The organism is Mycobacterium sp. NGS39, assembly GCF_059812765.1.
In genome coordinates this window covers 112,287-137,648 of sequence record NZ_JCALDH010000012.1, presented here as the reverse complement: position 1 = coordinate 137,648, position 25,362 = coordinate 112,287, and the positions used below count along the sequence as shown (strand labels likewise).

The following is a 25,362-nucleotide window of genomic DNA, read 5'->3' as shown; positions in this document are numbered from 1 at the left end:
TCCGTCGCCGTGGAAAGGGTTGCGGCGCCGGGTCGTTCAAGCGCTACGACGGTCGCCCCCATGCATTCTCGCGCTGAGGGCGTCTTTGCCGAACAGCCGACGAGCCCACGGAAGGGCGGTACGATTCACTCGTGCCGCTACCTGCCCCTGGTCCCGATGCGCGCGCGGTAATTACCGGGGCCTCGCAAGGCATCGGTGAAGCGCTAGCCGTGGAATTGGCGGCCCGAGGCCACAATCTGATCATCACTGCGCGTCGCGAAAGTTTGCTCAATGCCCTTGCTGCGCGGCTAGCCGACCAATATGGGGTAACCGTCGAGGTGCGCGCAGGAGATCTCACCGACCCTACTCAACGGGCCGACTTGTGCACTGAACTAGCGGCGCGGAACATTTCGGTGCTGTGTGCCAACGCCGGCATCGCAACGGTCGGTGCCGTCGCCACGCTTGATCCAGCCGTCGAGCGGGCTCAGGTCCAACTGAATGTCGTTGCCGTGCATGACCTCACACTGGCCGTTCTGCCCGGGATGCTCGAGCGGAAAGCCGGCGGCATCCTGATCGTCGGGTCGACTGCCGGCAATGCCCCGATACCCCACAACGCGACCTACGCCTCCACCAAGGCGTTCCTCAACACCTTTAGTGAGTCGCTGCGCGGAGAACTGCTCGGCTCAGGCGTGCACGTGACGCTGTCGGCTCCAGGTGCAGTGCGGACGGGACTGTCAGAGTATGTCGAGCCGTCACTGGTCGAGAAGTTGGTGCCCAACCTGCTGTGGACCTCGGCCGAGTACACCGCCAAGGCGTCGCTGGATGGATTGGAGCGCAACAAGATGCGCGTCGTTCCCGGTTTCCCCTCCAAGGTGATCTCGACAGTCAACCTGTACGCACCACGGGCTGTCGTCGCGCCGGTGGCCGGCAGGATCTACCGGAAACTCGGCGGCGGCTAGATAACACCGGACTGCTGCCCGACGTCTCCTCGTCTCGGACCGCCTCAGCCCGTGAGCCGACTACGCTCGGCACAGCTAGCTGACGGGAGTGCACGCATGCAGGGGTTCGCCGGGAAAGTCGCCGCGATCACGGGCGCCGGATCAGGTATCGGTCAGGCGCTCGCGCTGGAATTGGCACGGTCGGGGGCCAAGCTGGCCATCAGCGACATCGACAGAGAAGGGTTGTCGCGCACTGAAGAACAGCTGCTGGGCATCGGTGCCGACGTCAAGGCTGACCAGCTCGACGTCTCCGACAGGGCGGCGTTCATTGCGTATGCCGAGGAAGTCAACGAGCACTTCGGCAGAGTCAACCAGATCTACAACAACGCCGGCATCTCGTTCTACGGAGACATCGAGATCAGCCAGTTCGAGGAGATCGAGCGCGTGATGAACATCAACTTCTGGGGGGTGGTGAACGGCACCAAGGCCTTTCTGCCGTATCTCATCGCTTCCGGTGACGGTCACGTGGTCAACGTCTCGAGTGCGTTCGGGTTGTTCGCGGTGCCGGGCACCGCCGCCTACGACTCCGCGAAGTTTGCCGTTCGTGGTTTCACCGAGGCTTTGGCACAGGAGATGGCGCTGGCCGGACACCCGGTGCACGTGACGACGGTCTTTCCCGGCGGCGTGAATACCGCGTTCGTGCGCAATATGACTGTGGCGAAGGAATTGGGCGACGTGGACTTGACAGACGCGTTCAACAAGCGCATGTGGTCCACGTCCCCGAACAGGGCCGCCAGAGTCATTCTCAATGGCGTCCGCAAGAACCGTCTCCGAGTCTTGATCGGGCCGGACATGAAAGTCATCGATCTGTTGCTGCGGCTGACCGGGCCGGCCTATCAGCGGGTAGTTCCGGCGGTCATGGGAAGGTTCATGCCGGCGATTCGCTGAATCGCCACTCGCAGCAGGTCGCACGTTAACGCGACATCGCCAGAATGTGCGATTCAGTCGACCGAGATTTGTGTTTGCTCAGTCCTTCGCGAAACAATACGTGCGATACGTGATTTCGCCGCGGGCGAGGTCCCGATGAAACAGAGAACCGTCGACAACGGCGAATTCGCGCCCGAAGCGGCGCGCAAAGGCGGGCAAATGGCGGTTGATCACTTCCATCGAACGCTGGGAATTCTTGTTCAGCCCGCGCAGCACTTCTTCGTTGATGATCCTCATGGAGACCAGCCGCATCGGTGATGCGGCGAGTGCGGCCTCCCATTCCGGAATTCCGTCACGGTTGCGGAAGTCGGCATAAAGGAAATGGCCGCCGGGCCGCAGTGCGCGTGCGACTTCGCTGAGAAAACGCTCGAAGTCGGGGTAGATGTGTGAGGCCTCGACATTGAGCACCGCGTCGAAGGACTGGTCCGGGAAGGGCAGATCCTGGGCGTCGCCCTGCACGAACTCCAACCCCGGCAGCTTGTGCCTCTCTCGGCAGAACGCGATGCCGGCCGAGTTGAAATCGAGTCCGGTGTAGCTGGCCGGATGCAGCGTCCGGACCAGATATGAGGCCCCGCCACCATGGCCGCAACTGACTTCCAACACGTCCTTGCCACTGATGTCGACCTGCGTGGCGGTCTGGTGATACAGCTGGATGCTGCACCGATTCGGCTCGTCAGACTCGTCGAGGGGCAGACCCATCGGCGGGTCTTCCTCGTAGCCCCAATTGAGAAATACGACGTCCTCGTCTTGGCTGAGCCGCCGGGTCATCAGGGGGTACCAGTATTTGAAAATTCTCTTGTACAGGCGAGTGGACCCGATGCGGTAAATCAGCTTCACGCTGATGTTGTCCAAGGTTTCCGATGAGGCTGTGCGAGTCATGCGGGCAAGTATGGCAGGCCGGGCGCCCGGCGTCCTCGGCAACGAGAAATACTTTGCTGTTGGTCCGCTCGAGCTTGATGTCCACTATTGTCTCGATATGGGCGTGCAGCACTTCGACGCAATCATCGTGGGCGCCGGATTCGGTGGTATCGGCGCTGCGATTCAACTCAATCGGCTGGGTTATTACGACATCATGATCGTCGACCGCGAGGATGATCTAGGTGGAACATGGCACGTCAACCACTATCCAGGACTTGCCGTCGACCAGCCGTCTCCGACATTTTCGTACTGGTTCGAACCGAACCCGTTCTGGTCACGGCTTTACGCGCCCGGTGCGGAACTCAAACGCTACGCCGAGCATGTTGCTGACAAGTACAACGTGCGCCGCTTCATGCGTTTCAATACCACCGTCGAGGGCGCACGGTGGGACGAGGACGCTCACGTCTGGCGGGTGGCGATCGCCGGCGGCGAGACGCTGACCGCCCAGTTCCTCATTGCCGCTACCGGCTTTCTCTGTCAGCCGCGAATACCCGATATCGCCGGCATCGACAGTTTCGCCGGGCGCATCATTCACACCGCCGCCTGGGATGACAGCTACCCCCTGGCCGGGCGTCGTGCAGCCGTGATCGGCACGGGTTCCACTGGCGTGCAGGTGATTCCAGAGCTGGCCAAGAAGGTGTCGGAGCTCACCGTGTACCAGCGGACGCCGATCTGGGTGTTGCCGAAGATCGACATTCCGTTTCCGCCTGCGGTGCAACGACTTTTCGCCCGAGCGCCGCTCACCCAGCGCGTGGTTCGATGGTTCACCGATACCACCCTCGAGTTCTCGATGGTGGTCACGATGTGGAAGTACCGCTACTTCAAGGCCTTCAACAAGGCGATCGCCGCACTTTCGGCGGCCTACCGACTGATGTGGGTGCGCAACCGCGAACTGTCCCGCAAGCTGAACCCTGATTTCGACTTCGGCTGCAAACGGCCGACGATCTCCAACTCCTTTTATCGTGCGTTCACCAAGCCGAACGTGTCGCTTCAGACCAGCGGGATCGCTCGCATCGAACCCGACGGCATCGTCGCGTGCGATGGGACCAAACGGTACATCGACACGTTGGTGCTTGCCACCGGATTCGACGTCTGGGAAGCGAATCTGCCGGCGATCGAGGTAATCGGCCGGGAGGGCAGAAACCTCGGAAAGTGGTGGCGGGAAACGAAATTCCAAGCCTACCAGGGCATATCGATTCCGTACTTCCCGAACTTCTTGACCATGGCGAGCCCGTACTCGTGGGTCGGGTTGTCGTGGTTCAACACCGTCGAGTACCAGATGCGCCACATGGCAAGGCTTTTTGGTGAGGTCCAGCGGCGTGGCGCCCGCACGTTCGAGGTCACCGAGCAGGCCAACGCCCAGTTCCTCGACCGGATGACAGAGTTGCTGCAAGACTCGGCTTTTGCCCTGGGCAACTGCGCGACGTCTCGGTCGTACTGGTTCAGAAACCACACGGGCACAGGGGAAGCACCACTGTTCCGGCCCACATCGGTGCGCAGCGCAGTCAAGGAACAGGACCGGTTCCCGTTGTCGGACTACGTGATCACGTGACGACGGCCGGGTTCAGTCTTTGGTGAAGCAGTACATCCGGTACTCGATCTTGCCGGTTTCGATGTCGCGGTAGAGTCCGGTGCCCGGCACGCCGGCGAATCGGCGCCCGAAGGGCCTCAGCGGAGCAGGCAGCAGCCGGCCCACCAAGTCGATGGATCGCGCAGAGTTCTGCTCCAGTCCGCGTAGCACTTCCCGATTGATGACCCGCTTGTCGAGTTGGCGCATCGCCGTGTCGGCCAGTGCTGCGTCCCAGCCGGGGAACTCGCCGCTGCCCCGGAAATCGGCGTAGAGGAAGTGTCCTTTCGGCCGGAGCGCTCTCACCACTTCAGCGAGGAACCGGGAAAGGTTGGGATAGGCGTGCGAGGCTTCGATGTTGATCACCGCGTCGAAGGATTCGTCGTCGAAGGGCAGCTTCTCTGCGTCACCGTGCACGAAATTCAGTTGGGGCACATGGTGTCGCCTGCGACAGAACGCGATGCCATCCGGGTTGAAGTCGAGTCCCGTGTATGCGGCCGGATGCAACGTTCGCGCCAGGTACGAAGCCCCACCGCCGTGGCCGCAACTGACTTCCAGCACCTCTTTGCCGCCCAAGTCCACCTGCGTCGCGACTCGATGATAGAGCTGGATGCCGAACCGGTTGCGCTCATCGGATTCGTCGAGCGGTAGCCGCATCGGCGGATCCTCTTCGTACCCATAATTCAGGCAGGTGAGATCTTCCGTGTCGAGTCGGCGGGTCAACGAGGGATACCAGTAGTTGTTCATGAACGCCTTGAACAACTTGACTCCGGCGTCGGAGATCTTCTCGGTGGGAGCGATTGCCATGCCAGGACCCCTCAGCCGACCTTGTCGGACAACGACACATTTTCTTGTTGACGAGACGTGGCGCTCGTTCGTCGATGAACCACCGCCCGTGCACCGCGCGCCGGCACGATCGCCACCCCGCGGTAGCGCCGCCGTTCTCCCGGCGCGTCGGTTGGGGTGAACCGGAATTCGCGCAACAAGGTGCGCAACGCAACATCCATCTCCATGTGAGCGAAACCTGCACCGAGACAGCGGTTTACACCGCCGCCATACGGTATCCACCTGAACGCTTTCGGGTTGGCGCCCACGAACCTATCCGGATCGAAGATGTCGGGAGCGGGGAAGTTCTCCTCGGATTCGTGCGCGAGTTGGAAGTTCACCATGACATTCGCGCCTTCTGGAAGAACCCACTCGCCCAGGCGGATTCGCGTCTTGGCTCGGCGTAGCGCAGCTTCGATCGTGCCGCGTGTGCGCTGCACTTCGTAGATTGTCGCCTGCCGCAGTTCGGATCCACCGGCGCCGACTTCGTCGACCAGCCGGGCCAATACGCCCGGATGCCGGCGCAACCGTTCGATGGCCCAGGCCAATTGCGACGCTGTTGTTTCGTGTCCGGCCGCGACCAAGGTGAGAAGCTCGTCGGCGATGTGGCGATCCGGGATCGCTTTACCGTTTTCGTAGCGGGCCTGCAGCAGCAGTGCGAGCACGTCGGTGCGCGAGTCCAGTGCCGGGTCGGCGCGGGCTCTGGCGATGAGTGAATCGATGACGGCGTCCATCCGGCGCCTATACCGTGCCAACCACCCGCCAGGGCTCCACCGGCCGAGGTCACGACCGACGACAGAGGGCAGGAGGTGAAGCAGCGAGCCCACTGTGATCATCGCCGGGATCACGTCGCGGAGTTCGTCGAGCGCCTGTTTCTCGTCGCCGAAAACCGCGCGCAGGATGGCGTTGAGGGTGAACCGGCTCGTCGACGGCAGTGTTTCGAACTCGCGGCCCTCCGGCCAGGTCGCCGTCTCGCGCAGCACCTCGTCCTCGACGATGCGCTCGTAGCTTCTTACCCGCTTCCCGTGGAACGCCGGGAGGATCAGCTTGCGCCGCTCGGCATGTTCGGCACCGTTGAGGCTGAACGTCGATCCGGGACCGAATACGTGGCCGAGATTCGTCGGGCGTTCGATCAGATCGCTGCTGGTGCTGAAGATGTCTTTGACGAGCACCGGGTCGCTGATCACCACGGTCTTGCCGAACACTGGCAAATTGATCATGAATGTGCTGCCGTAGCGGCGGCGCAGGACGGGAACCGCCTCGCACAGTGCGGTCAGCAGCACGATGCCCTGCACGGTCTTCGGGATACGCGGCTGCGGGGGGAGCCGCACCGGCTCACTGGTCGCGGTGGCCATGTCGTCCCCTCTCGGTGCCGGTATGTCAGAGTAGTCGATCCCGACGTTTGATCGAACCGGAGATGAATTTTGATTTCGGCGCCATAGCGCCGAAAAACTCGATAGCTAAGTAGGATTCGCTCGCGCCTGTGGATCGGAGACCAGTCGCCGACCAAGCAGTGTGCTGGTCAATGGCCTGAAGGAAGACCGCAGCGAATGCTCCTTGCGGCAGTTGGCCGAAAAGTAGTGAATTCGATCGACTGAGCAAGCGTCATGATCGGTCGTTCGCTGGGGCCGGATTTGCGCTTCTTCGGCGAGCGAATATCTCCGAACGGCTGTCATGAGGGCGTTTGCCGGGGTAGGTTCAGGCCTACCGCAGCAAACATCGAGTTGGAGATTTTCATGCCCGCTGCCGTTCGTTCGCATTTGATGTCCGGGGTTGCAGTGATCGGGGCCAGCGTCATCGCGCTCGCACCCGTTGCGCCGACACCCGAATTGCACGCCGCCAGCGTGCCCGAGCGGCGCGTCGCCAGCATGGAGGTGCGGCTGGCAGCCGCGTCGATCTTCAACGTGCCGGTGAACCTGCTGACCGACCTGGTGAACGTGCCGTACAACGAGACCCAGGCTTTGAACAACATGGGCGCGGCATTGCTGTTCAGTGGGCCCTGGTTCGTCGTGCACGCGAACAACATCTGGGGAGTGGATCCCGGAGACCCCCCGAAGTACGAGGCGTTGATCAACTCTCTGGTGCCGTTCCCGGCGCTGTCCGGGATGGGAAGCCCGACCTACCAGTGGGATGCGGGGCTGGGTCAGCAAATCACCGGATACCTGGCCGCAGAGCTTCCGGTGAGCAAGTATTGCGCCGCCAACACCTGCCCGCCCAATGTGCCCATCAGCCCCATTACCGGCATCAGCGGTATCGACCAGAATATTTGGAATGTGCTGTTGTTGACCGGGCTCGTGAAATTCCCGCTCGTCGACAACTGGTTCAAGGTTCCGACGTCAGAGCTGGTGTCCGGGTACACCTTTGGGCCGAACTACACCGGCTATGCCGATCCCAGTGGCGTGGTTTATCCCTTGCTCGGGTTCGAAGGAACCCATGTCGATCCGGTCACCGGTGAAAATGTGATGCCGTGGGCCGATTCGACGTACAAGCTCGATCTGTCGAAGCCCTTCCAGAATTACTTCGACCATTTGATGGCCGACCCGTCGACCAACCCGATTCAGTTCCCCGACTTGGTGCAAGTGGGCCGAGCTTTCCAATCGCTCCTCGCAGGTATGGTGGTCGCCTTCGATCCGTTCACCCCGGGAAGTGCCCTATGCCCGGGCGACTGCGGATTCGTCAAAGCTGCCGGCCTGGATTATCCGGACATCGTGAAGGCCATCGGTCAGCTGTGGCCGGGTAACCCGGTCATCGACGAGTGGGTGAAGGCCTACGACATCACCCACGAGGCCAACGTGCCTACGCAGGAGCAAATCGACCGTGCTGTCGAGCTGAACCAATGGAGTTTCTGGTCATTCGGCAATCCCAGCTTGCCGCCGGAGTTGAGCACCGGCTACAACCCCAGCGACCTAGCACCGTTCTTCCACAAGTTGTGGACGGATCTCGGGTTCAATCCGCCTCCGCTGAACACCGACACCGCGCCGAACCAGCAATCGACTCCGAACACGAATCAGCTTCGTACACTGCAGGTTTCGAATGCGACGCCACAGCAGCAACAGGAAGCGGCTTCGCCGGGCAACGACGAGAACGCGAAATCCCCACAGCTGCAAGGCAATGACGAGAAGACGCCGCAAACCGGCACGGGCGACAAGACTACTACCGGTGGCGATCCCAGCCCGGGGCTGAACCTGAACCGCATTCTGCCGCAGTGGAGGAAGCCCGCTACCACCGGAACGGATCCTAAGGGCTCGACGCCGGATACAGCGGTCAGGACGAACACCGGTTCGAGCGGCACCAGCCCGAGCGGTTCAGATCCCACCGGCAGTCCCAAACCGAGCGGGCCGCCGAAAACCCGTAACCTGCCCTCGCTGAACGACGTCGTGAGGAAAGTGCTTCCGCACAAACCCGACAAGACGAGCAACTCCCGGAAGGATGCCCCGACCGGTGCGTCGCGCAACAGTGGCGCCGGCGACAACTAGTTGTTCGACGTCGGCCCGGAGGGCCCCGGACTGAGCACGGGTGTGAAGGTCCCCGTCGACGACCTGGCCCCTGTCGAGAAGACCGCGCTGCTCACGCTGTATGCGCGAGCGCTCGACAGTCGTTGCAGCCGACCGATTTTGGCTGACCCGACCGCCGAGGCAGTGGTCCGCACGCTCGATCACGACTTCGACGGGTTGAAGGTAGGCGCGGCTGTCCGATGCCCGGTGGCATTGCGCGCGAAGCTACTCGACGAACGGGTGCGGTACTTCACGACCGAGCACCCCGACGCCGTCGTCGTCGACCTCGGTGCCGGGCTGAGCGACAGCATCGTGCGCAACCGCCCTCCCGCGACGGTCGATTGGTACAGCGTCGATCTGCCTGCCGTCATCGCGCTGCGTGACGCGGTGTTGCCTGCGCATCCCCAGGAACGCCGCGTGGCGGCGCGCATCGGTGATCCCGGATGGGCCAGGGCAATTCCGGCCGACCGGCCCGCCATGCTCGTCGCCGATGGCCTGACGGGTTTCTTGAGTGAGCCGGTCCTCGTCGACTTCTTCCGCTCGATAACCGACCACTTCCGCACCGGTGAGCTCGCCTTCAACGACTACGGCCACATCGGCAGAGTCAGCCGGACAGCGTTGAAGCTGGTGCCGCAGAACACCGGCAAAGCATTCTCCAACGCGGGGTTCGCTGACGCGGGATGGCCGCAGCGGTGCAATCCCCGGCTGAGATTGGTGGAAGAAATCATCCTGATGAAAAGGCCTGAGGTTCAACTATTTCCGCAACTTCTACGGCTCGGCGTCAGGTTGTCGAGCCATGTCCCGGTGCTGGCGCGCAAGTGGCGGATTCTCTGCTACCGGTTTTGAGTCGCATGGGCTCTCAACCCGTGATGCCGCCCAGGATCTCGGCGACGTCGAACGTCGCGATCCCGGCCGCGATCACCGGATCGTTCTCGCCCAGCTCCACGACCTCGGCCTGGCTGCCCGCGCGCACCACACCGAGCCCCCACACCCCTTCCGGGTCGGCGACGGGACCGTAGACCACCACACGCCCGGCGTCGAGCAACTCGTGCCAGTACGCGGCATGCCGGGCCATGGCGTCCTGCTCCTGGTTGGTCATGGTCTGAGCGAAGTCGGCGCGGGGCGGCAACAGCCGGAACAGAAAGAGCTTGTCGCTCATCGGTCGGTGCCGGCCGCGCGGGTGGCCGGGTGAACCACCATCAGCCCTAACTTCCTGCGCCGCTTGCACATTGCGGCCAGCTCCGCGTAGGCCTTCTCGCCCAGAAGCTCGGTCAGCTCCGCGGCCATCGACTCCCACACCTGTTTGCGTCCCACGTGCACGGCGGGATCGCCGGTGCAGTACCAGTGCAAGTCGTGACCGCCCTCGCCCCAGCCGCGGCGGTCGAACTCGGTGATCGTGGTCTTCAGAATCTCGGTGCCGTCCGGTCGCGTCACCCATTCCTGGCTGCGGCGGATCGGCAGCTGCCAGCACACCTCCGGCTTCATCGTCAGCGGCTCCACGCCCAGCCGCATCGCCTTGATGTGCAATGCGCATCCGATCCCCGCGGGAAAACCCGGGCGGTTCAGGAAGATGCAGGCGCCCTTGTATTTGCGGGTGCGCCACTGCGGTTCGCCGTCGTATTCGTCGAGCTCCAGATAGCCCTTGCGGCCCAGCCCCTTGTCGCGGAACTGCCAGTCGGCGTCGGTCAGCTGCGTGACGGCGTCGTCGAGCTGTGCGCGGTCGTCGTCGTCGGTCAGAAACGCTCCGTGCGAGCAGCATCCGTCGTCGGGACGTCCCTCGACCGTGCCTCGGCAGGCAGGTGTGCCGAACACGCACGTCCAATGCGACAGCAGCCACGTCATGTCCGCGGCGATCAGGTGTTCGGGATTGTCGGGGTCGTAGAACTCCACCCATTCGCGGGCGAAGTCCAACTCGACTTCCCCAGGGTGTGTGCCAGTCACAGAAGTCCAAGGTAGACGCATTAGGTTGGAAACGTGCGATTGGGCGTGCTCGACGTCGGAAGCAACACGGTTCACCTGCTCGTGGTGGACGCGCGGCGCGGCGGGCACCCCACTCCGATGAGTTCGACGAAGGCGTCGCTGCGGCTGGCCGAGGCCATCGACAGCTCCGGGAAACTCACGCGCAAGGGCGCGGACAAGCTGATCTCCACTGTCGACGAGTTCGCGAAGATCGCCGCCAGTTCCGGCTGTACCGAGCTGATGGCGTTCGCCACGTCGGCGGTGCGTGACGCGAAGAACTCCGAGGACGTGCTGGCGCGTGTGCTGGCCGAGACCGGCGTGGAGCTTCAGGTGCTCAGCGGCGTCGACGAGGCGCGGCTGACGTTCCTGGCTGTGCGCCGCTGGTACGGCTGGAGCGCTGGGCGGATCATCAACATCGACATCGGTGGCGGTTCGCTGGAACTGTCCAGCGGTGTCGACGAGGAGCCCGACGTCGCGATGTCGCTGCCGCTGGGGGCGGGCCGGCTCACGCGCGAATGGCTGCCCGACGATCCGCCCGGCCGCCGGCGGGTCGCTATGCTGCGCGACTGGCTGGATAACGAGCTGGCCGAGCCAAGCCGTACCCTGCTCAAAGCGGGTCCGCCGGACCTGGCCGTGGCGTCGTCCAAGACTGTGCGGTCGCTGGCCCGGCTGACTGGCGCGGCGCCCTCGGGAGCGGGGCCGCGCGTAAAAAGAACATTGACGGCGACCGGGCTGCGGCAATTGATCGCATTCATCTCGCGGATGACCACGGCCGACCGCGCCGAACTGGAAGGAGTGAGCGCCGAGCGAGCGCCACAGATCGTGGCTGGAGCGTTGGTAGCCGAGGCAAGCATGAAAGCCCTGTCGATAGAAACCCTGGACATCTGCCCTTGGGCGTTGCGGGAGGGCCTTATTCTGCGGAAACTCGACAGCGAAGCTGATGGAACGGCTTTCGTCAGCGGAGCTGACAAAAAGGCCACTGTCAGCGGAGCTGACAAGCGGGCGGTGGAGACTTCGGTGGCAGATGCTTCTCACGTGGACCTGAAACGACGGGCGGGCGACTGAGCCATGACCGGACCCCACGACAGCTCCGATACCCGGCCTATTTCGGTCGCGGAGTTGCTGGCGCGGAATGGGACCATCGGCGCCCCGCCGGTCGGTGGGCGTCGACGTCGCCGCCGGGGCAATTCGGACGCGGTCACCGTGGCCGAATTGACTGGTGAGATCCCGATCGTCCGCGACGAGGCACCACCCGACGAGGCACCACCCGCCGAAGCGCCCGCCGATACGAACGGCGCCACCGAACCCGTCGCCGAGACCGCCGAGGCGGAGCCCGAGGCTACTGAGGACGCGGCCGACGAACTGGTCGCCGCCGACGTGCCCGCCGAAGAGATGGTTCCCGACCCCATCGACGTGGAGGACGTGGAGCACTTCGAAGACGCGCAAGGCGTAGCGGACGCGCGCGACAACCTCGACATCGAGGTGGAGGAGGACGCGGAGGGCCGCGACGCCGCGGTGGCGGTCGAGGAGGATCGCGCCGATCTCGCCGAGCCGCCGACGTACCTGCACGCCGTGCGTGAGCCGCTGTTCGGCGGCCGCTCGGACGACGAGCTGCTGCGCCGCGGCGAGGAGCCCGGCGTGGACTCCGACGACGCGGTCGCCGACTCGGTGACCGAGCTGCCCGACGTGCCCGGGGAGACCACCACCGCCGAGGATTACGACGAAGAGGCGCCGCCGTCGAGGCTGCAGCAGATCGGCCACAGCGCGCTGATCGTGCTGCAGTCGATCCTGGCGGTCGCCTTCGGCGCCGGGCTGTTCATCGGCTTCGACGAACTGTGGAAGTGGAACAACATCGTCGCGCTGGTGCTGTCGGTGCTGGTGATCTTGGGCTTGGTGGTCGCGGTCCGCATCGTTCGCAAGACCGAGGACATCACCAGCACGCTGATCGCGGTGGCGGTCGGCGCGCTGGTCACCCTCGGCCCGCTGGCGCTGTTGCAGTCGGGCTAGCGCGCCGGGAACCCTGTGCGCCCAGCGATCAAGGTTGGTCTGTCGACCGCCTCTGTCTATCCGCTGAGGACCGAGGCGGCTTTCGAGTACGCGGCGCGGCTCGGCTACGACGGCGTCGAGCTGATGGTGTGGGCCGAGTCGGTGAGCCAGGACGTCGACGCCATCGCCAAACTGTCGCAGCGGTACGGGGTGCCGGTGCTGGCCGTGCACGCGCCGTGCCTGCTGATTTCGCAGCGGGTTTGGGGCGCCAACCCGATTCCGAAGCTGGACCGCAGCGTGGCCGCCGCCGAGAAGCTGGGCGCCCAGACCGTCGTCGTCCACCCCCCGTTTCGCTGGCAGCGCCGCTACGCGGAGGGCTTCGCCGAACAGGTCGCGCGGCTCGAGGAGTCCAGCGACGTCGTCGTCGCGGTGGAGAACATGTTTCCGTTCCGCGCCGACCGGTTCTTCGGCGGCACCCAGGCGTCGATCGAGCGGATGCGCAAGCGTGGCGGCCGGCCCGGCCCGGCGATCTCGGCGTTCTCGCCGTCATATGACCCGCTCGAGGGCAACCACGCGCATTACACGCTCGATCTGTCCCACACCGCGACCGCCGGCACCGACGCGCTGGAGATGGCCGGCCGGATGGGGTCGGGGCTGGCACACCTGCACCTGACCGACGGGTCCGGCGCCTACATCGACGAGCACCTGGTGCCCGGGCGCGGCACGCAGCCGGCCGCGGAGGTGTGCCAGATGCTGGCCGCCAGCGACTTCGCCGGCCATGTGATCCTTGAGGTCACCACGTCCGGGGTCCGCACTGAGGCCGAGCGCGAAGCCTTGCTGACCGAGTCGCTGGAGTTCGCCCGCACCCACCTGCTGCGCTGAAGGAAACCATGACCGAATCCAGCCTGTTCTCCGACGCGATGGCCCTGCGGCCGCTGGGCGACGGCGCGTACGCGGGCGAGTTGAACAAGACTTGGACCATCGGGCCGAAGCTGCACGGCGGCGCGATGTTGTCGCTGTGCGCTGCGGCCGCCCGGGAAGCGCTCGGCGGTGAAATCCAGCCGATCTCGGTGTCGGCGAACTTCCTGTCCGCGCCGAGTCCCGGCGAGATGCGGCTGGAGACGTTCGTGCGCAAGCGGGGCCGCCGCATCAGCGTCGTCGACGTCGAGCTGATCGGCGGCGACAGCGCCGGTGAGCGCGTCGCGGTGCACGCCGTGGTGACGCTGGGCGAGCCGGAGCACCTGGCGCCGCCGCTACTGTCCGCCAACCCCGTGCTGGCGCTGATGGCTCCCGAGCCGCCGCCCCACGTCGAGCCGATCGGCCCGGGCCATCCGATGTTCGGGACCGTCAACTACTGGGAGGGCATCGACGTGCGGCCGCTGATGTCAAGCGTGCCCGACGGGCGCTCGGCGACCCGGGAGGCGCCAGTGATCCAGATCTGGGCGCGTCCCCGGGGCATGGCCCCCGACATCCTGTTCGCGCTGATGTGCGGTGACGTCTCGATGCCGGTCGCGTTCGCGGTGGGCCGGCGTGGCTGGGCGCCGACGGTGCAGCTCACCGCATACCTGCGTGGGCTGCCTGCCGACGGCTGGCTGCGGATCATGGCAACCACCACACAGATCGGCCAAGACTGGTTCGACGAGGACCACACCGTCGTCGACAGCCAGGGGCGCATCATTGTGCAGACCCGCCAGCTGGCATTGGTGCCGGACCACTAAAGCGTCTGGCATGCTGCTGCGGTGTCCAGAATCGCGATCATCGGTGGCGGCAATATCGGCGAGGCCCTGCTGGCCGGCTTGCTGCGATCAGGGCGGCAGGTCAAGGACATTGTGGTGGCCGAACGGCTTCCGGCGCGCGTCCGCCACCTGTCTGAGACCTACTCCGTCCTGGTGACCGGTGTGGCCGAGGCGGTGGAGAACGCGAACTTCGTCGTGGTCGCGGTCAAGCCCTCCGACGTCGAGGCGGTGGTCGACGAGATCGCCGACGCGGTCGGGCGCGACGAGGCCGGCAGCGTCGAGCACGTGTTCGTCACCGTCGTCGCGGGTGTCAGCACCGCATTCTTCGAGGGCAAGCTGCCCGCCGGCGCGGCCGTCATCCGGGTGATGCCCAACGCGCCGATGGTGGTCGGCGCGGGCGTCAGCGCAATTGCCAAAGGCCGCTTCGCCTCACAGGAGCAGCTCAAGGAGGTCTCCGCGCTGTTCGACTCGGTCGGCGGGGTGCTGACGGTGCCTGAATCGCAGCTCGACGCCGTCACCGCCGTCTCGGGCTCGGGGCCGGCGTACTTTTTCCTGATGGTCGAGGCGCTCGTCGACGCCGGTGTGGCGGTGGGGCTGAGCCGGGCAGTGGCCACTGACCTCGTCGTGCAAACGTTGGCGGGGTCGGCAGCGATGTTGCTGGAGCGGCTCGACGACGACGGCCGGCCGGGCGAACTCGACACCACGCCGGCGCGGCTGCGGGCCACGGTCACCTCACCGGCCGGCACCACCGCGGCCGGATTGGCCGAGCTCGAGCGGTGTGGCATGAGGGCCGCGGTCGCCGCGGCGGTGGCGGCGGCGAAAAACCGCGCTGGCCAGCTCGGAATTACATCAGAGTAGTTCGCCTAATTTTCAACGGATTAGCCCACACCCGTCGCAGTAATCCCACCTGTACCGCTATTCTCCTCGATGTATGCACGCGTCCGTGCCAGCGGAGGGGAAGCCGCTGGCGCCCGCGCGCCTGAAGGATTGGGTTGCGATGACGTCAACGAACGGGCCGTCGGGGCGCGATTCTGCGAGTAGTAAGCGGGATTCTGCCGCCGCCGACGTTCAGCCGGCCGCTAGAGCTCAATTTCTCACTGTCGCCGAGGTGGCCAGCTTGATGCGGGTCAGCAAGATGACGGTCTACCGATTGGTGCACAACGGCGAACTGCCCGCCGTCCGAGTGGGGCGCTCGTTTCGCGTGCATGCCAAAGCCGTGCACGACATGCTGGAGAAGTCGTACTTCGACGTCAGCTGACCGCACAGCTTTTTTCGATCTCGCTCGTCGGCGGGTAAAGTGTCCGGGTCCCTGGGTAAACGGGACGCAGACGTAGCACTGGCAGCCCCGACGGGCACATAGTAGGTAGCGGAGTTCATGGGTTCAGTCATCAAGAAACGGCGCAAGCGCATGTCGAAGAAGAAGCACCGCAAGCTGCTTCGCCGGACCCGGGTTCAGCGCAGAAAACTCGGCAAGTAATCGGCCCGCTGCGGCTCGGTTTTCGACCATGCCGGGCCCGGCGCAGATCGCTAGGCTGTCATGATGGCTTCCGCGGGGGAAAACACGTCCGAAACCGCGTACCCCAACGTGGTTCTGGTCACCGGCGCATGCCGCTTCCTCGGCGGCTATCTCGCGGCCCGGCTAGCGCAGAACCCTCGCATCAGCCGGATCATCGCGGTCGACGCGATCGCGCCGAGCAAGGATCTGCTACGCCGGATGGGGCGTGCGGAGTTCGTCCGCGCCGACATCCGAAACCCCTTCATTGCCAAGGTAATTCGCAACAACGACGTGGACACGGTGGTGCACGCCGCCGCCGCGTCGTACGCGCCCAGAGCCGGTGGGCGGGCCGCGCTCAAGGAACTCAACGTGATGGGTGCGATGCAGCTGTTCGCCGCCTGCCAGAAGGCGCCCTCGGTTCGACGGGTGGTGCTGAAGTCAACTTCGGAGGTGTATGGCTCCAGCGCCCGCGACCCGGTGATGTTCACCGAGGACTGCACCAGCCGCCGGCCGCTGGGCAGCGGGTTCGCCCAAGACAGTCTCGACATCGAGGGTTATGCGCGCGGACTGGGCAGGCGCCGACCGGACATCGCGGTGACGATTCTGCGGCTCGCCAATCTGATCGGCCCGGCGATGGATACGGCGCTGTCGCGCTACCTGGCCGGCCCGATCGTGCCGACCGTGCTCGGACGCGACGCCCGGCTGCAGCTGCTGCACGAGCAGGACGCGCTCGGCGCGCTGGAGCGCGGCACGGTCGCCGGCAAGGCCGGCACGTTCAACGTCGGCGCCGACGGGATCATCATGATGTCCCAAGCAATCCGCCGGGCGGGCCGCATTCCGTTACCGGTGCCCGGGTTCGGGTTGTGGGCGGTCGATTCGCTTAGGCGGCTGAACCATTACACGGAGATCAACCGCGAGCAGTTGAACTACCTGAGCTTCGGCAGAGTCATGGATACCACGCGGATGAAGACGGAACTGGACTACCATCCCAAGTGGTCTACGGCCGAGGCGTTCGACGATTACGTTCGCGGTCGCGGACTCACACCAATCATCGACCCTCGGTGGGTACGCTCGCTGGAGAGCCGCGCGGTGGCGACTGCGCAGCGATGGGGGTAGACGCAACCAGACACTCGAGCAGACGGGTGGGAAGAGGTATCGATCGTGTCGGGTGAGCCGAAGGCGAAAGTGATTCCGCTGCATGGGAATCCAGGGGCGGCGCAGCGGGTCGCCCAGCGCGCCGAGGCCTCGCGCCGACATCCGTCGGTGCTGTCCGACCCGCAGCACCAAGCCGCCGCTGAAGATCTCGCCGCCGTCGTGCGGGAAATCGACGCGCACCGAGGCGCCGCCGGCACGGCCGAGAAGCCGGAGGAGCCCAACGAGCTGGCCCGGCGGATCGGTGCGGTCGCGGACTTCGTCCGTCGCCGGCTCACCGGCGACTACAGCGTCGACGAATTCGGGTTCGACCCGCATTTCAACGACGCAGTCGTGTTGCCTTTGCTGCGAACGTTCTTCACGTCGTGGTTCCGCGTTGAGGTGAGCGGTGTCGAGAACCTCCCGGACACCGGAGCCGCACTGGTCGTGGCCAATCATGCCGGGGTGTTGCCGTTCGACGGGCTGATGGCGTCGGTGGCTGTGCACGACAAGCATCCGTCGCACCGGTCTTTGCGGTTGTTGGCAGCCGACATGGTGTTCGACAGCCCGCTGCTGGGCCAGGCCGCGCGCAAAGCCGGGCACACGATGGCGTGCACCGCCGACGCGCACCGGCTGTTGGCCAAAGGGGAGCTGACGGCGGTCTTCCCCGAGGGCTACAAGGGTCTGGGCAAGCGGTTCAAGGACCGCTACAAGCTGCAGCGGTTCGGCCGCGGCGGGTTCGTGTCGGCGGCGCTGCGCACCAAGGCGCCGATCATCCCGTGCTCGATCGTCGGCTCCGAGGAGATCTACCCGATGATCGGCGACCTGAAGCTGCTGGCCAGGCTGTTCGGACTGCCGTACTTTCCGATCACCCCACTGTTCCCGCTGGCGGGGCCGGTCGGCATGATCCCGCTGCCGTCCAAGTGGTACATCGAATTCGGCGAGCCGATCATCACCGCCGATTACGACGACTCCGCGCCGGAAGATCCCATGGTCACGTTCGAGCTCACCGACCAGGTGCGCGAAACCATCCAGCAGACGCTGTACCGGCTGCTGGCCAACCGGCGCAACACGTTCTTCGGTTAACCCTGCGGCTCAGCCGACTCCGGCGTCTTCCCTAGCGCTTTGGCGATCATCGCGTCACGGCGCGCGGCGATCGCGGCGACCACCTCGTCCGGCTCGCCCTCGTGCAGCGCCTCGCCGATCACGGTGACCACGCTGGTGATCACGGGCTTGCCGTCGGCGTCGGTGACCTCGCCGCGAATCTCGGTGACGACGGTGCCGTGCGACTCGATCACGTTGTCGAGATAGGAGTCGAAGAACAGCTTGTCGCCGGCCAGGATCGGCCGATGGAACTTGATCTTCTGGTCGCGGTGCAGCACCCGCTCCATGTTGATCGGCACGTCGAAGTTCTTGAAGATCTCCAGCTGAACCTTGCGACCCGCCACAGTCAGAAATGTCAACGGCGCCACCAAGGCCGGGTAGCCAAGCTCAGCGGCGGCCTCTTCGTAGTAGTGCGCCGGGTGCTCGTTCTGCACGGCGCTCGCGAACTCGCGGATCTTCTCGCGGTCCACCGAGAAATAGTCGGGATAGCGGTAGTGCGTACCGATGATCTCTTCAGCTATGGCCATAACGCCGCGAGCCTATCTAATGCCGGTTTCACTGCTCGCCGTGGCGGCGCGACGCGATCGCGGCCAGCGCGCCGCCCGCCGCGCCCAGCGCCAACGCAGACGGCACCCCGATGCGGGCGGCCTTACGTGCAGTGCGGAAGTCACGGATCTCCCAGCCGCGTTTCCGGGCCAGTTCGCGCAGCGCATGGTCCGGGTTGATGGCGACGGCGGTGCCGACCAGCGACAGCATCGGCACGTCGTTGTAGCTGTCCGAGTAGGCCGTGCAGCGCTTGAGGTTCAGACCTTCCCGGATCGCCAGCGAGCGCACCGCGTGTGCCTTGCCGCTGCCGTGCAGGATGTCGCCGACCAGCCGGCCGGTGAACACGCCGTCGACGGATTCTGCGACGGTGCCCAGGGCGCCGGTCAGACCCAGCCGCTTGGCGATGATGTTCGCCAGCTCGTACGGCGTGGCGGTGACCAGCCACACCTGCTGGCCGGCGTCGAGGTGCATCTGAGCCAGCGCTCGCGTGCCCGGCCAGATCTTGTCGGCGATGATCTCGTCGTAGATCTCTTCGCCGAGCGCCACCAATTCGGCCGTCGAGCGGCCTTCGATGAACGCCAGCGCCTTTCGCCTGCCCTCGGCCACGTCGTCGCTGTTCTCGCGGCCGGTGAACTGAAACTTGGCCTGCGCGTAGAAGAATCGAAGGAGGTCGCTGTATTTGAAGTACTTGCGGGCGGCCAGTCCCCGCGCGAACAGCACCATGGACGAGCCCTGCACCAACGTGTTGTCAACGTCGAAAAACGCTGCGGCCGTGAGGTCGACGGGTGGCGGCGGGGGACCAGGCTGCGCCTGTTCGGGCAGTTCGGCGTGGCGGGCGACATCGGCCGCGAGATCGGCGACGGCGGCTTCTGCGCTGGCGTCACCGGCGACATCCTGAGAGGCGGATTCCGTCACCGTTCAACAGTAGGACACCGACCGCGGATACTTGCGGCGTGAACCGACAGGTGACGTTGCTGACACGGGACGGGTGCGTGATGTGCGAGCAGGCCCGGCGGCGGCTTCGCGAGCTTGCCGACGAGCTGGGCTTCGAGTTGTCGGTCACCGACGTCGACGCCGAGGCGGCCGACGGCCGAGGTGGCCTGCGTGCGGAGTTCGGTGACCGGCTGCCGGTAGTGCTGCTCGACGGGCGCGAGCACAGCTACTGGGAGGTCGACGAGCCCCGGCTGCGCGCGGACTTGGCGCGTTGACCTTCACCCGGACTGACGCCACCGCGGGAAAGTGCGAGAGCGGGCCGCGCGGAATACCGTTTCGGCGAAAAAGCGGAGGAATTTGGTCGGCTAACCATCAAACGATTACCGTGGATAGCGTGGTGATTCGGCCGTGAGCGTGCTGCTTTTCGGGGTGTCGCACCGCAGCGCGCCAGTAGCGGTGCTCGAGCAACTGAGCACCGACGAAGCAGATCAGGTGAAGATCGCCGACCGGCTGCTGCAGTCGTCGTTGATCACCGAGGCCCTGGTGCTGTCAACGTGCAACCGCGTCGAGGTGTACGCGGTCGTCGACGCATTCCACGGCGGCCTGTCCGCGATCGGCCAAGTGCTTTCCGAGCATTCGGGCATGTCGCTGCAGGATCTGACCAAATACGCCTACGTGCGCTACGCGGAAGCGGCCGTCGAGCACCTGTTCGCGGTCGCCAGCGGGCTGGATTCCGCAGTGGTCGGCGAACAGCAGGTGCTCGGCCAGGTCCGGCGGGCCTATGCGGCCGCGGAGGCCAACCGCACCGTCGGGCGGGTGCTGCACGAACTGGCCCAGCGCGCGCTGTCGGTGGGCAAGCGCGTGCACAGCGAAACCAGCATCGACGCCGCCGGCGCCTCGGTGGTGTCGGTGGCGCTGGGCATGGCGCAGACGCGGCTGGACGGGCTGGCCGGCCGCACCGCGGTGGTCGTCGGCGCCGGCGCGATGGGAGCGCTGTCCGCCAAGCAACTGGCCCGCGCCGGGGTGGCCCGCGTCCGCGTCGTCAACAGGTCGCTGCCCCGGGCTCGCAGGCTGGCCCACAACCTCCGCGATATCGGTGTCGAGGCCGACGCGTGGACGCTCGATCAGCTTTCCGACGTGCTCGCCGAAGCCGATCTCGTCGTCTGCTGTACCGGCGCAGTCCGTCCGGTGGTCTCGCTCGCCGACGTGCACCGCGGACTGGCGCACGGCAGTGAGCGGCAGCTGGTGATCTGCGATCTCGGCATGCCCCGCGACGTCGACCCGGCGGTCGCCGGGCTGCCCGGCGTGCACGTCGTCGACATGGACCGCATCCAGCGCGAGCCGTCGGCGCGCGCCGCCGCAGCCGACGCCGAAGCAGCCCGCCTGATCGTGGCTTCCGAAGTGGCGCAATACCTTTCGGCTCAGCGGATGGCGGAGGTCACCCCGACCGTCACCGCTCTGCGTCAGCGTGCCGCCGAGGTGGTCGAGGCTGAGCTGCTGCGACTGGACAACCGCCTGCCCGGTCTGGACGGCGCCCACCGCGAGGAGGTCGCGCGCACCGTGCGCCGGGTCGTCGACAAGCTTCTGCACGCCCCGACCGTGCGGGTCAAGCAGCTCGCCAGCGCGCCGGGCGGCGACACCTACGCCGAGGCGCTGCGTGAGCTCTTCGAACTCGACCCGCAGGCCGTCGACGCCGTCGCGGCCGGAGAACTGCCGCTGACGATCGAACCGGAAGCTCCCAGGTAGCGCTTGACCATACGGATCGGCACCCGGGGCAGTTTGTTGGCCACCACCCAGGCCGGTGCCATCAGAGACGCGCTCATCGCGCGGGGCCACGCGGCGGAACTGGTCACGATCAGCACCGAGGGCGACCGGTCGGCTGAGCCGATTGCGATGATCGGTGTCGGCGTGTTCACCGCAGCGCTGCGCGAGGCGATTCACGACGGCCGCGTGGACATGGCCGTGCACTCCTACAAGGACTTGCCGACCGCCCCCGACCCGCGGTTCACGATCGCCGCAGTTCCCAGGCGCGAAGACCCGCGCGACGCGCTGGTGGCCCGGGACGGTTTGGTGCTCGGCGAGTTGCCTGCCGGCTCGGTGATCGGCACATCGAGCCCGCGACGGGCCGCACAGCTTAGAGCATTGGGTCTCGGTTTGGAAATCCGCCCCCTAAGAGGCAACCTTGATACCAGGTTGAACAGGGTGGAAAACGGTGATCTCGACGGCGTCGTGGTGGCCCGGGCGGGCTTGGCCCGCATCGGACGACTCGCGGATGTCACCGAGACGCTCGAGCCGGTGCAGATGTTGCCCGCGCCGGCTCAGGGTGCGCTCGCGGTCGAGTGCCGCAGCGGCGACACCGAGCTCGCGGCGCTGTTGGCGGAACTCGACGACGCCGACACGCGCGCAGCGGTCACCGCGGAACGAGTCCTGCTCGCCGAACTGGAGGCGGGTTGCTCCGCGCCGGTCGGCGCGATCGCGGAGGTGGTCGAGTCGATCGACGAGGACGGCCGCGTCTTCGACGAGCTGTCGCTGCGCGGCTGCGTGGCGACGCTGGACGGATCCGACGTGATCCGTGCGTCCGGGATCGGAACGCCCGGGCAGGCTGCGGAGCTTGGCCGCTCTGTTGCCGCCGAGCTGTTCGAACTGGGCGCCCGGGAGTTGATGTCCGCGCGTGAGCGCGAGTAATGGGTAAAGCGAGGTAAGGATGACGCGAGGGCGGAAGGCCAAGCCGGGACGCGTCGTGTTCGTGGGTTCGGGGCCCGGCGACCCGGGCCTTCTGACGGGGCGGGCACGCCAGGTACTTGCGTGTGCGGAGCTGGTGTTCACCGATCCCGACGTGCCGGCCGAGGTGCTGGCGTTGGTGGGGACGAGTCTGCCTGAGCCGCCGAAGCTGTCGTCGCCGGATCCGGGTATCACCGACGACACGGTGGACCCCGACCTGCCGTCTGTCCCCGAGGTGCGCCCCGCGCTCGGCGACCCGGCCGAGGTGGCCAAGACCCTGACCGCCGAGGCGCGCGGCGGCATCGACGTGGTCCGGCTGGTCTCGGGCGACCCGCTTTCGGTCGACTCGGTGATCACCGAGGTGCAGGCCGTGGCCAAGACACATCTGCATTTCGAAATCGTTCCCGGTCTGCCGGCCAGCACCGCGGTGCCGACGTACGCCGGGCTGCCGCTGGGTTCGTCGCACACCGTCGCCGACGTGCGCGACCCCAATGTCGACTGGGCGGCGTTGGCGGCAGCACCTGGCCCGCTGATCCTGCAGGCCACCGCCGAACACCTGGCGGAGGCCGCGCGCACGCTGATCGACTACGGGCTCGACGAGACCACGCAGTGCGTGGTCACCGCCCACGGCACCACCACCCAGCAGCGGTCGGTGGAGAGCACACTGCAGACGCTGACCGACACGGCGGCGCTGGGCGCGTCGGACCCCGCCGGACCGTTGACGGGCCCGCTGATCGTCACGATCGGCCGCACCGTCGCCCACCGCGCGAAGCTGAACTGGTGGGAGAGCCGGGCGTTGTACGGCTGGACGGTCCTGGTGCCGCGCACCAAGGACCAGGCCGGCGACATGAGTGAGCGGCTGATCGGGCATGGCGCGGTGCCCATCGAGGTGCCGACGATCGCGGTCGAACCGCCGCGAAGTCCCGCGCAGATGGAGCGGGCCGTCAAGGGCCTGGTCGACGGGCGCTACCAGTGGGTGGTGTTCACGTCCACCAACGCGGTGCGCGCGGTGTGGGAGAAGTTCGGCGAATTCGGCCTCGATGCCCGCGCGTTCTCCGGTGTGAAGATCGCCTGCGTGGGACAGGCCACCGCCGACCGGGTGCGGGCATTCGGGATCACCCCCGAACTGGTGCCGTCCGGCGAGCAGAGCTCGCTGGGCCTGCTCGACGAATTCCCGCCCTACGACGACGTTTTCGACCCGGTCAACCGTGTGCTGCTGCCGCGCGCCGACATCGCCACCGAGACGTTGGCCGAAGGCTTGCGCGAACGCGGTTGGGAGATCGAGGACGTCACGGCGTACCGCACGGTCCGCGCGGCGCCGCCGCCGGCCGAGACCCGGGAGATGATCAAGTCCGGCGGTTTCGACGCGGTCTGTTTCACGTCGAGTTCGACGGTGCGCAACCTGGTCGGGATCGCCGGCAAGCCGCACGCCCGCACCATCGTGGCGTGCATCGGGCCGAAGACGGCCGAGACCGCGGCCGAATTCGGATTGCGGGTGGACGTGCAGCCGGAGGTGGCGCAGATCGGGCCGCTGGTCGACGCGCTGGCCGAGCACGCTGCGCGGCTGCGGGCCGAGGGCGCGCTGCCGCCGCCGCGTAAGAAGAGCCGCAGGCGGTAGGGGGTGGGGTTCCCCCGCCAGCGTCCGCGCCGCCTGCGCTCGACCCCGGCGCTGCGGCGGCTCGTCGCGGAAACGTCCTTGGAGCCAAGGCATCTGGTGTTGCCGATGTTCGTCGCCGACGGGATAGACCAACCTCGTCCGATCGCGTCGATGCCCGGCGTGGTGCAACACACCTACGACAGCCTGCGCCAGGCGGCTGCCGACGCGGTCGCTGCCGGCGTGGGCGGCATCATGCTGTTCGGTGTTCCCCGCGAGCAGGACAAGGATCCCACCGGAGAGGCTGCCGTCGCTGCCGACGGGGTGTTGAACAGGGCTCTGCGCGAGCTGAACAAGGAGCTGGGCTCGGCCACCGTGCTGATGGCCGACACCTGCCTCGATGAGTTCACCGACCACGGGCACTGCGGGGTGGTGGACTTCTCCGGTCGGGTCGACAACGACCAGACGCTGTCGCGGTACGTGGAAATGGCTGTGGCACAAGCTGATTCGGGTGCACACGTGGTGTCGCCCAGCGGCATGATGGACGGCCAGGTCGCCGCGATCCGTGACGGGTTGGACGCAGCAGGCCACACCGACGTCGCCATCCTCGCGTACGCGGCGAAGTTCGCGTCGTCGTTCTACGGCCCGTTCCGGGAAGCGGTGGCCTCGAGTCTGTCCGGCGACCGGCGCACCTATCAGCAGGACGCCGGCAACGCGCGGGAAGCCGCCCGGGAAATCGCGCTGGACATCGACGAAGGCGCCGACATCATCATGGTCAAACCCGCGATGGCGTACCTCGACGTGGTGCGCGCCGCCGCCGAGGTCTCACCGGTGCCGGTCGCCGCATACCAGGTCTCGGGTGAGTACGCGATGATCAGCGCCGCCGCCGCCAACGGCTGGATCGACGGGCGGGCGGCTGCGCTGGAAACACTCACCAGCATCCGGCGCGCGGGCGCCGACATCGTGCTGACGTACTGGGCCGCGGATGTCGCCAACTGGCTCGGCTGAATCCCCCAAGCAGCAGCAGGAGCCGCCCACCCGGCCGGTGGACGTCGGCACCGGGTTCGGGCTGTGGCTGTCGGCGCTGCCGCTGCTGCTGATCGGAGAGGCCGTGGACACCGCGACGTCGCCGGAGGTGCCGCACAATGTCGTCGTCTACTCGATCACCGGCTTGGCCATGTTCGTCGTGACTGCGCTGGTGGTCACCTTCCTTTTTCTGATGCGGCAGGGCTACCGGTGGGCGCGCACGCTGCTGACCGGCGGCGGCGTCGCGTCGGTGATCTACGTCGTCACCAGCCTGTTCACGGTGCAGCGCCCCACGCTGGGCGCGGTGGTCTATGCGATCACGGGCATCGTCGGGTCGGTGCTGATTCTCGGCGGTGTGTTCCTGCTGCACCGCAAAGACGCACACGCCTATTTCACGCGCTGAAAGTCGATAAAGTGGTTCGA

At 66.1% G+C, this 25,362-nt stretch carries 27 protein-coding genes; 20 read left to right on the top strand and 7 right to left on the bottom strand.

The window, feature by feature from the left end; all coding sequences use genetic code 11:
• The first annotated feature begins 131 nt into the window (after positions 1 to 131).
• Together cmrA and AC5Y39_RS17510 are read left to right on the top strand one after the other, a co-directional pair.
• Positions 132 to 938, top strand: coding sequence for a mycolate reductase (gene cmrA / locus AC5Y39_RS17515; RefSeq protein WP_500019849.1), 807 nt, complete (start codon positions 132 to 134; stop codon positions 936 to 938).
• A 96-nt stretch (positions 939 to 1,034) separates the two neighbouring features.
• Positions 1,035 to 1,865 carry an SDR family NAD(P)-dependent oxidoreductase gene (locus AC5Y39_RS17510; protein WP_500019851.1) on the top strand — a complete coding sequence of 277 codons (831 nt, stop codon included), beginning with the start codon at positions 1,035 to 1,037 and terminating at the stop codon, positions 1,863 to 1,865.
• Between the two features lie 78 nt (positions 1,866 to 1,943).
• Here the strand turns inward: AC5Y39_RS17510 and AC5Y39_RS17505 are convergent, their stop codons facing one another.
• On the bottom strand, positions 1,944 to 2,783 hold the full coding sequence (locus tag AC5Y39_RS17505; RefSeq protein WP_500019853.1) for a phthiotriol/phenolphthiotriol dimycocerosates methyltransferase: 840 nt from the start codon (positions 2,781 to 2,783) through the stop codon (positions 1,944 to 1,946).
• Positions 2,784 to 2,880: 97 nt separating this feature from the next.
• Between AC5Y39_RS17505 and AC5Y39_RS17500 the strand changes: the two genes are divergently transcribed.
• Positions 2,881 to 4,374: a flavin-containing monooxygenase gene (locus AC5Y39_RS17500; RefSeq protein WP_500019855.1), complete on the top strand. Its 1,494-nt coding sequence runs from the start codon at positions 2,881 to 2,883 to the stop codon at positions 4,372 to 4,374.
• 12 nt (positions 4,375 to 4,386) lie between these two features.
• On the opposite strand, the gene AC5Y39_RS17495 is transcribed toward AC5Y39_RS17500, so the two are convergent.
• A complete protein-coding gene (locus AC5Y39_RS17495; protein ID WP_500019857.1) occupies positions 4,387 to 5,196 on the bottom strand; it encodes a phthiotriol/phenolphthiotriol dimycocerosates methyltransferase in 810 nt (269 codons plus the stop codon).
• A gap of 11 nt (positions 5,197 to 5,207) precedes the next feature.
• Positions 5,208 to 6,569, bottom strand: a complete 1,362-nt coding sequence (locus tag AC5Y39_RS17490) for a cytochrome P450 (RefSeq protein ID WP_500019859.1) — start codon at positions 6,567 to 6,569, stop codon at positions 5,208 to 5,210.
• Between the two features lie 381 nt (positions 6,570 to 6,950).
• Here AC5Y39_RS17490 and AC5Y39_RS17485 point away from each other — a divergent pair, with 381 nt between their 5' ends.
• Positions 6,951 to 8,690 (top strand): hypothetical protein, encoded by a 1,740-nt coding sequence (locus tag AC5Y39_RS17485; protein ID WP_500019860.1) that lies wholly within the window; start codon positions 6,951 to 6,953, stop codon positions 8,688 to 8,690.
• A 42-nt stretch (positions 8,691 to 8,732) separates the two neighbouring features.
• Positions 8,733 to 9,554 (top strand): class I SAM-dependent methyltransferase, encoded by an 822-nt coding sequence (locus AC5Y39_RS17480; RefSeq protein WP_500019862.1) that lies wholly within the window; start codon positions 8,733 to 8,735, stop codon positions 9,552 to 9,554.
• Between the two features lie 13 nt (positions 9,555 to 9,567).
• Here the strand turns inward: AC5Y39_RS17480 and AC5Y39_RS17475 are convergent, their stop codons facing one another.
• Positions 9,568 to 9,867 carry a YciI family protein gene (locus AC5Y39_RS17475; RefSeq protein WP_500019864.1) on the bottom strand — a complete coding sequence of 100 codons (300 nt, stop codon included), beginning with the start codon at positions 9,865 to 9,867 and terminating at the stop codon, positions 9,568 to 9,570.
• On the bottom strand, positions 9,864 to 10,670 hold the full coding sequence (locus tag AC5Y39_RS17470; protein WP_500019866.1) for a DUF3109 family protein: 807 nt from the start codon (positions 10,668 to 10,670) through the stop codon (positions 9,864 to 9,866). Before AC5Y39_RS17470 ends, AC5Y39_RS17475 begins: the two co-directional genes overlap by 4 nt.
• Before the next feature lie 12 nt (positions 10,671 to 10,682).
• Between AC5Y39_RS17470 and AC5Y39_RS17465 the strand changes: the two genes are divergently transcribed.
• The 9 genes from AC5Y39_RS17465 (at position 10,683) to AC5Y39_RS17425 (ending at position 18,101) form a co-directional block, all read left to right on the top strand.
• A complete protein-coding gene (locus AC5Y39_RS17465) occupies positions 10,683 to 11,732 on the top strand; it encodes a Ppx/GppA family phosphatase (RefSeq protein WP_500019868.1) in 1,050 nt (349 codons plus the stop codon).
• Between the two features lie 3 nt (positions 11,733 to 11,735).
• Positions 11,736 to 12,674, top strand: coding sequence for an Rv0497 family membrane protein (locus tag AC5Y39_RS17460; protein ID WP_500019870.1), 939 nt, complete (start codon positions 11,736 to 11,738; stop codon positions 12,672 to 12,674).
• A 15-nt stretch (positions 12,675 to 12,689) separates the two neighbouring features.
• Positions 12,690 to 13,535 (top strand): sugar phosphate isomerase/epimerase family protein, encoded by an 846-nt coding sequence (locus tag AC5Y39_RS17455; RefSeq protein ID WP_500019872.1) that lies wholly within the window; start codon positions 12,690 to 12,692, stop codon positions 13,533 to 13,535.
• Positions 13,536 to 13,543: 8 nt separating this feature from the next.
• Positions 13,544 to 14,371, top strand: a complete 828-nt coding sequence (locus tag AC5Y39_RS17450) for a thioesterase family protein (RefSeq protein ID WP_500019874.1) — start codon at positions 13,544 to 13,546, stop codon at positions 14,369 to 14,371.
• Positions 14,372 to 14,392: 21 nt separating this feature from the next.
• Positions 14,393 to 15,247 carry a pyrroline-5-carboxylate reductase gene (gene proC / locus AC5Y39_RS17445; RefSeq protein ID WP_500019876.1) on the top strand — a complete coding sequence of 285 codons (855 nt, stop codon included), beginning with the start codon at positions 14,393 to 14,395 and terminating at the stop codon, positions 15,245 to 15,247.
• 139 nt (positions 15,248 to 15,386) lie between these two features.
• Positions 15,387 to 15,647, top strand: a complete 261-nt coding sequence (locus tag AC5Y39_RS17440) for a helix-turn-helix domain-containing protein (protein WP_499905770.1) — start codon at positions 15,387 to 15,389, stop codon at positions 15,645 to 15,647.
• 117 nt (positions 15,648 to 15,764) lie between these two features.
• Entirely contained in the window at positions 15,765 to 15,866 is a 102-nt protein-coding gene (locus tag AC5Y39_RS17435; protein WP_003402602.1) for a 30S ribosomal protein bS22, read from the top strand.
• Between the two features lie 63 nt (positions 15,867 to 15,929).
• The gene (locus AC5Y39_RS17430) at positions 15,930 to 17,000 is read left to right on the top strand and encodes an SDR family oxidoreductase (protein ID WP_500019878.1); all 1,071 of its coding nucleotides are present in this window, start codon (positions 15,930 to 15,932) and stop codon (positions 16,998 to 17,000) included.
• Between the two features lie 45 nt (positions 17,001 to 17,045).
• Positions 17,046 to 18,101: a lysophospholipid acyltransferase family protein gene (locus AC5Y39_RS17425; RefSeq protein WP_500019880.1), complete on the top strand. Its 1,056-nt coding sequence runs from the start codon at positions 17,046 to 17,048 to the stop codon at positions 18,099 to 18,101.
• On the opposite strand, the gene AC5Y39_RS17420 is transcribed toward AC5Y39_RS17425, so the two are convergent.
• Together AC5Y39_RS17420 and AC5Y39_RS17415 are read right to left on the bottom strand one after the other, a co-directional pair.
• Positions 18,098 to 18,646, bottom strand: coding sequence for an FAS1-like dehydratase domain-containing protein (locus AC5Y39_RS17420; protein WP_500019882.1), 549 nt, complete (start codon positions 18,644 to 18,646; stop codon positions 18,098 to 18,100). The two genes, AC5Y39_RS17425 and AC5Y39_RS17420, sit on opposite strands and share 4 nt — an antisense overlap.
• Positions 18,647 to 18,674: 28 nt before the next feature.
• Positions 18,675 to 19,580 (bottom strand): HAD family hydrolase, encoded by a 906-nt coding sequence (locus AC5Y39_RS17415; RefSeq protein ID WP_500019884.1) that lies wholly within the window; start codon positions 19,578 to 19,580, stop codon positions 18,675 to 18,677.
• Positions 19,581 to 19,618: 38 nt separating this feature from the next.
• Between AC5Y39_RS17415 and AC5Y39_RS17410 the strand changes: the two genes are divergently transcribed.
• The 6 genes from AC5Y39_RS17410 (at position 19,619) to AC5Y39_RS17385 (ending at position 25,342) form a co-directional block, all read left to right on the top strand.
• Positions 19,619 to 19,873, top strand: coding sequence for a glutaredoxin family protein (locus AC5Y39_RS17410; RefSeq protein ID WP_500019886.1), 255 nt, complete (start codon positions 19,619 to 19,621; stop codon positions 19,871 to 19,873).
• A 133-nt stretch (positions 19,874 to 20,006) separates the two neighbouring features.
• Complete coding sequence (locus tag AC5Y39_RS17405; RefSeq protein ID WP_500019888.1) at positions 20,007 to 21,344, top strand: glutamyl-tRNA reductase; 1,338 nt, start codon at positions 20,007 to 20,009, stop codon at positions 21,342 to 21,344.
• A gap of 9 nt (positions 21,345 to 21,353) precedes the next feature.
• A complete protein-coding gene (hemC, locus tag AC5Y39_RS17400) occupies positions 21,354 to 22,283 on the top strand; it encodes a hydroxymethylbilane synthase (RefSeq protein WP_500020115.1) in 930 nt (309 codons plus the stop codon).
• 19 nt (positions 22,284 to 22,302) lie between these two features.
• The gene (locus tag AC5Y39_RS17395) at positions 22,303 to 23,937 is read left to right on the top strand and encodes a bifunctional uroporphyrinogen-III C-methyltransferase/uroporphyrinogen-III synthase (protein WP_500019890.1); all 1,635 of its coding nucleotides are present in this window, start codon (positions 22,303 to 22,305) and stop codon (positions 23,935 to 23,937) included.
• Between the two features lie 3 nt (positions 23,938 to 23,940).
• The gene (hemB, locus tag AC5Y39_RS17390; protein WP_500019892.1) at positions 23,941 to 24,921 is read left to right on the top strand and encodes a porphobilinogen synthase; all 981 of its coding nucleotides are present in this window, start codon (positions 23,941 to 23,943) and stop codon (positions 24,919 to 24,921) included.
• Positions 24,899 to 25,342: a hypothetical protein gene (locus AC5Y39_RS17385; protein ID WP_500019894.1), complete on the top strand. Its 444-nt coding sequence runs from the start codon at positions 24,899 to 24,901 to the stop codon at positions 25,340 to 25,342. Before hemB ends, AC5Y39_RS17385 begins: the two co-directional genes overlap by 23 nt.
• The last annotated feature ends 20 nt before the right edge of the window (positions 25,343 to 25,362 follow it).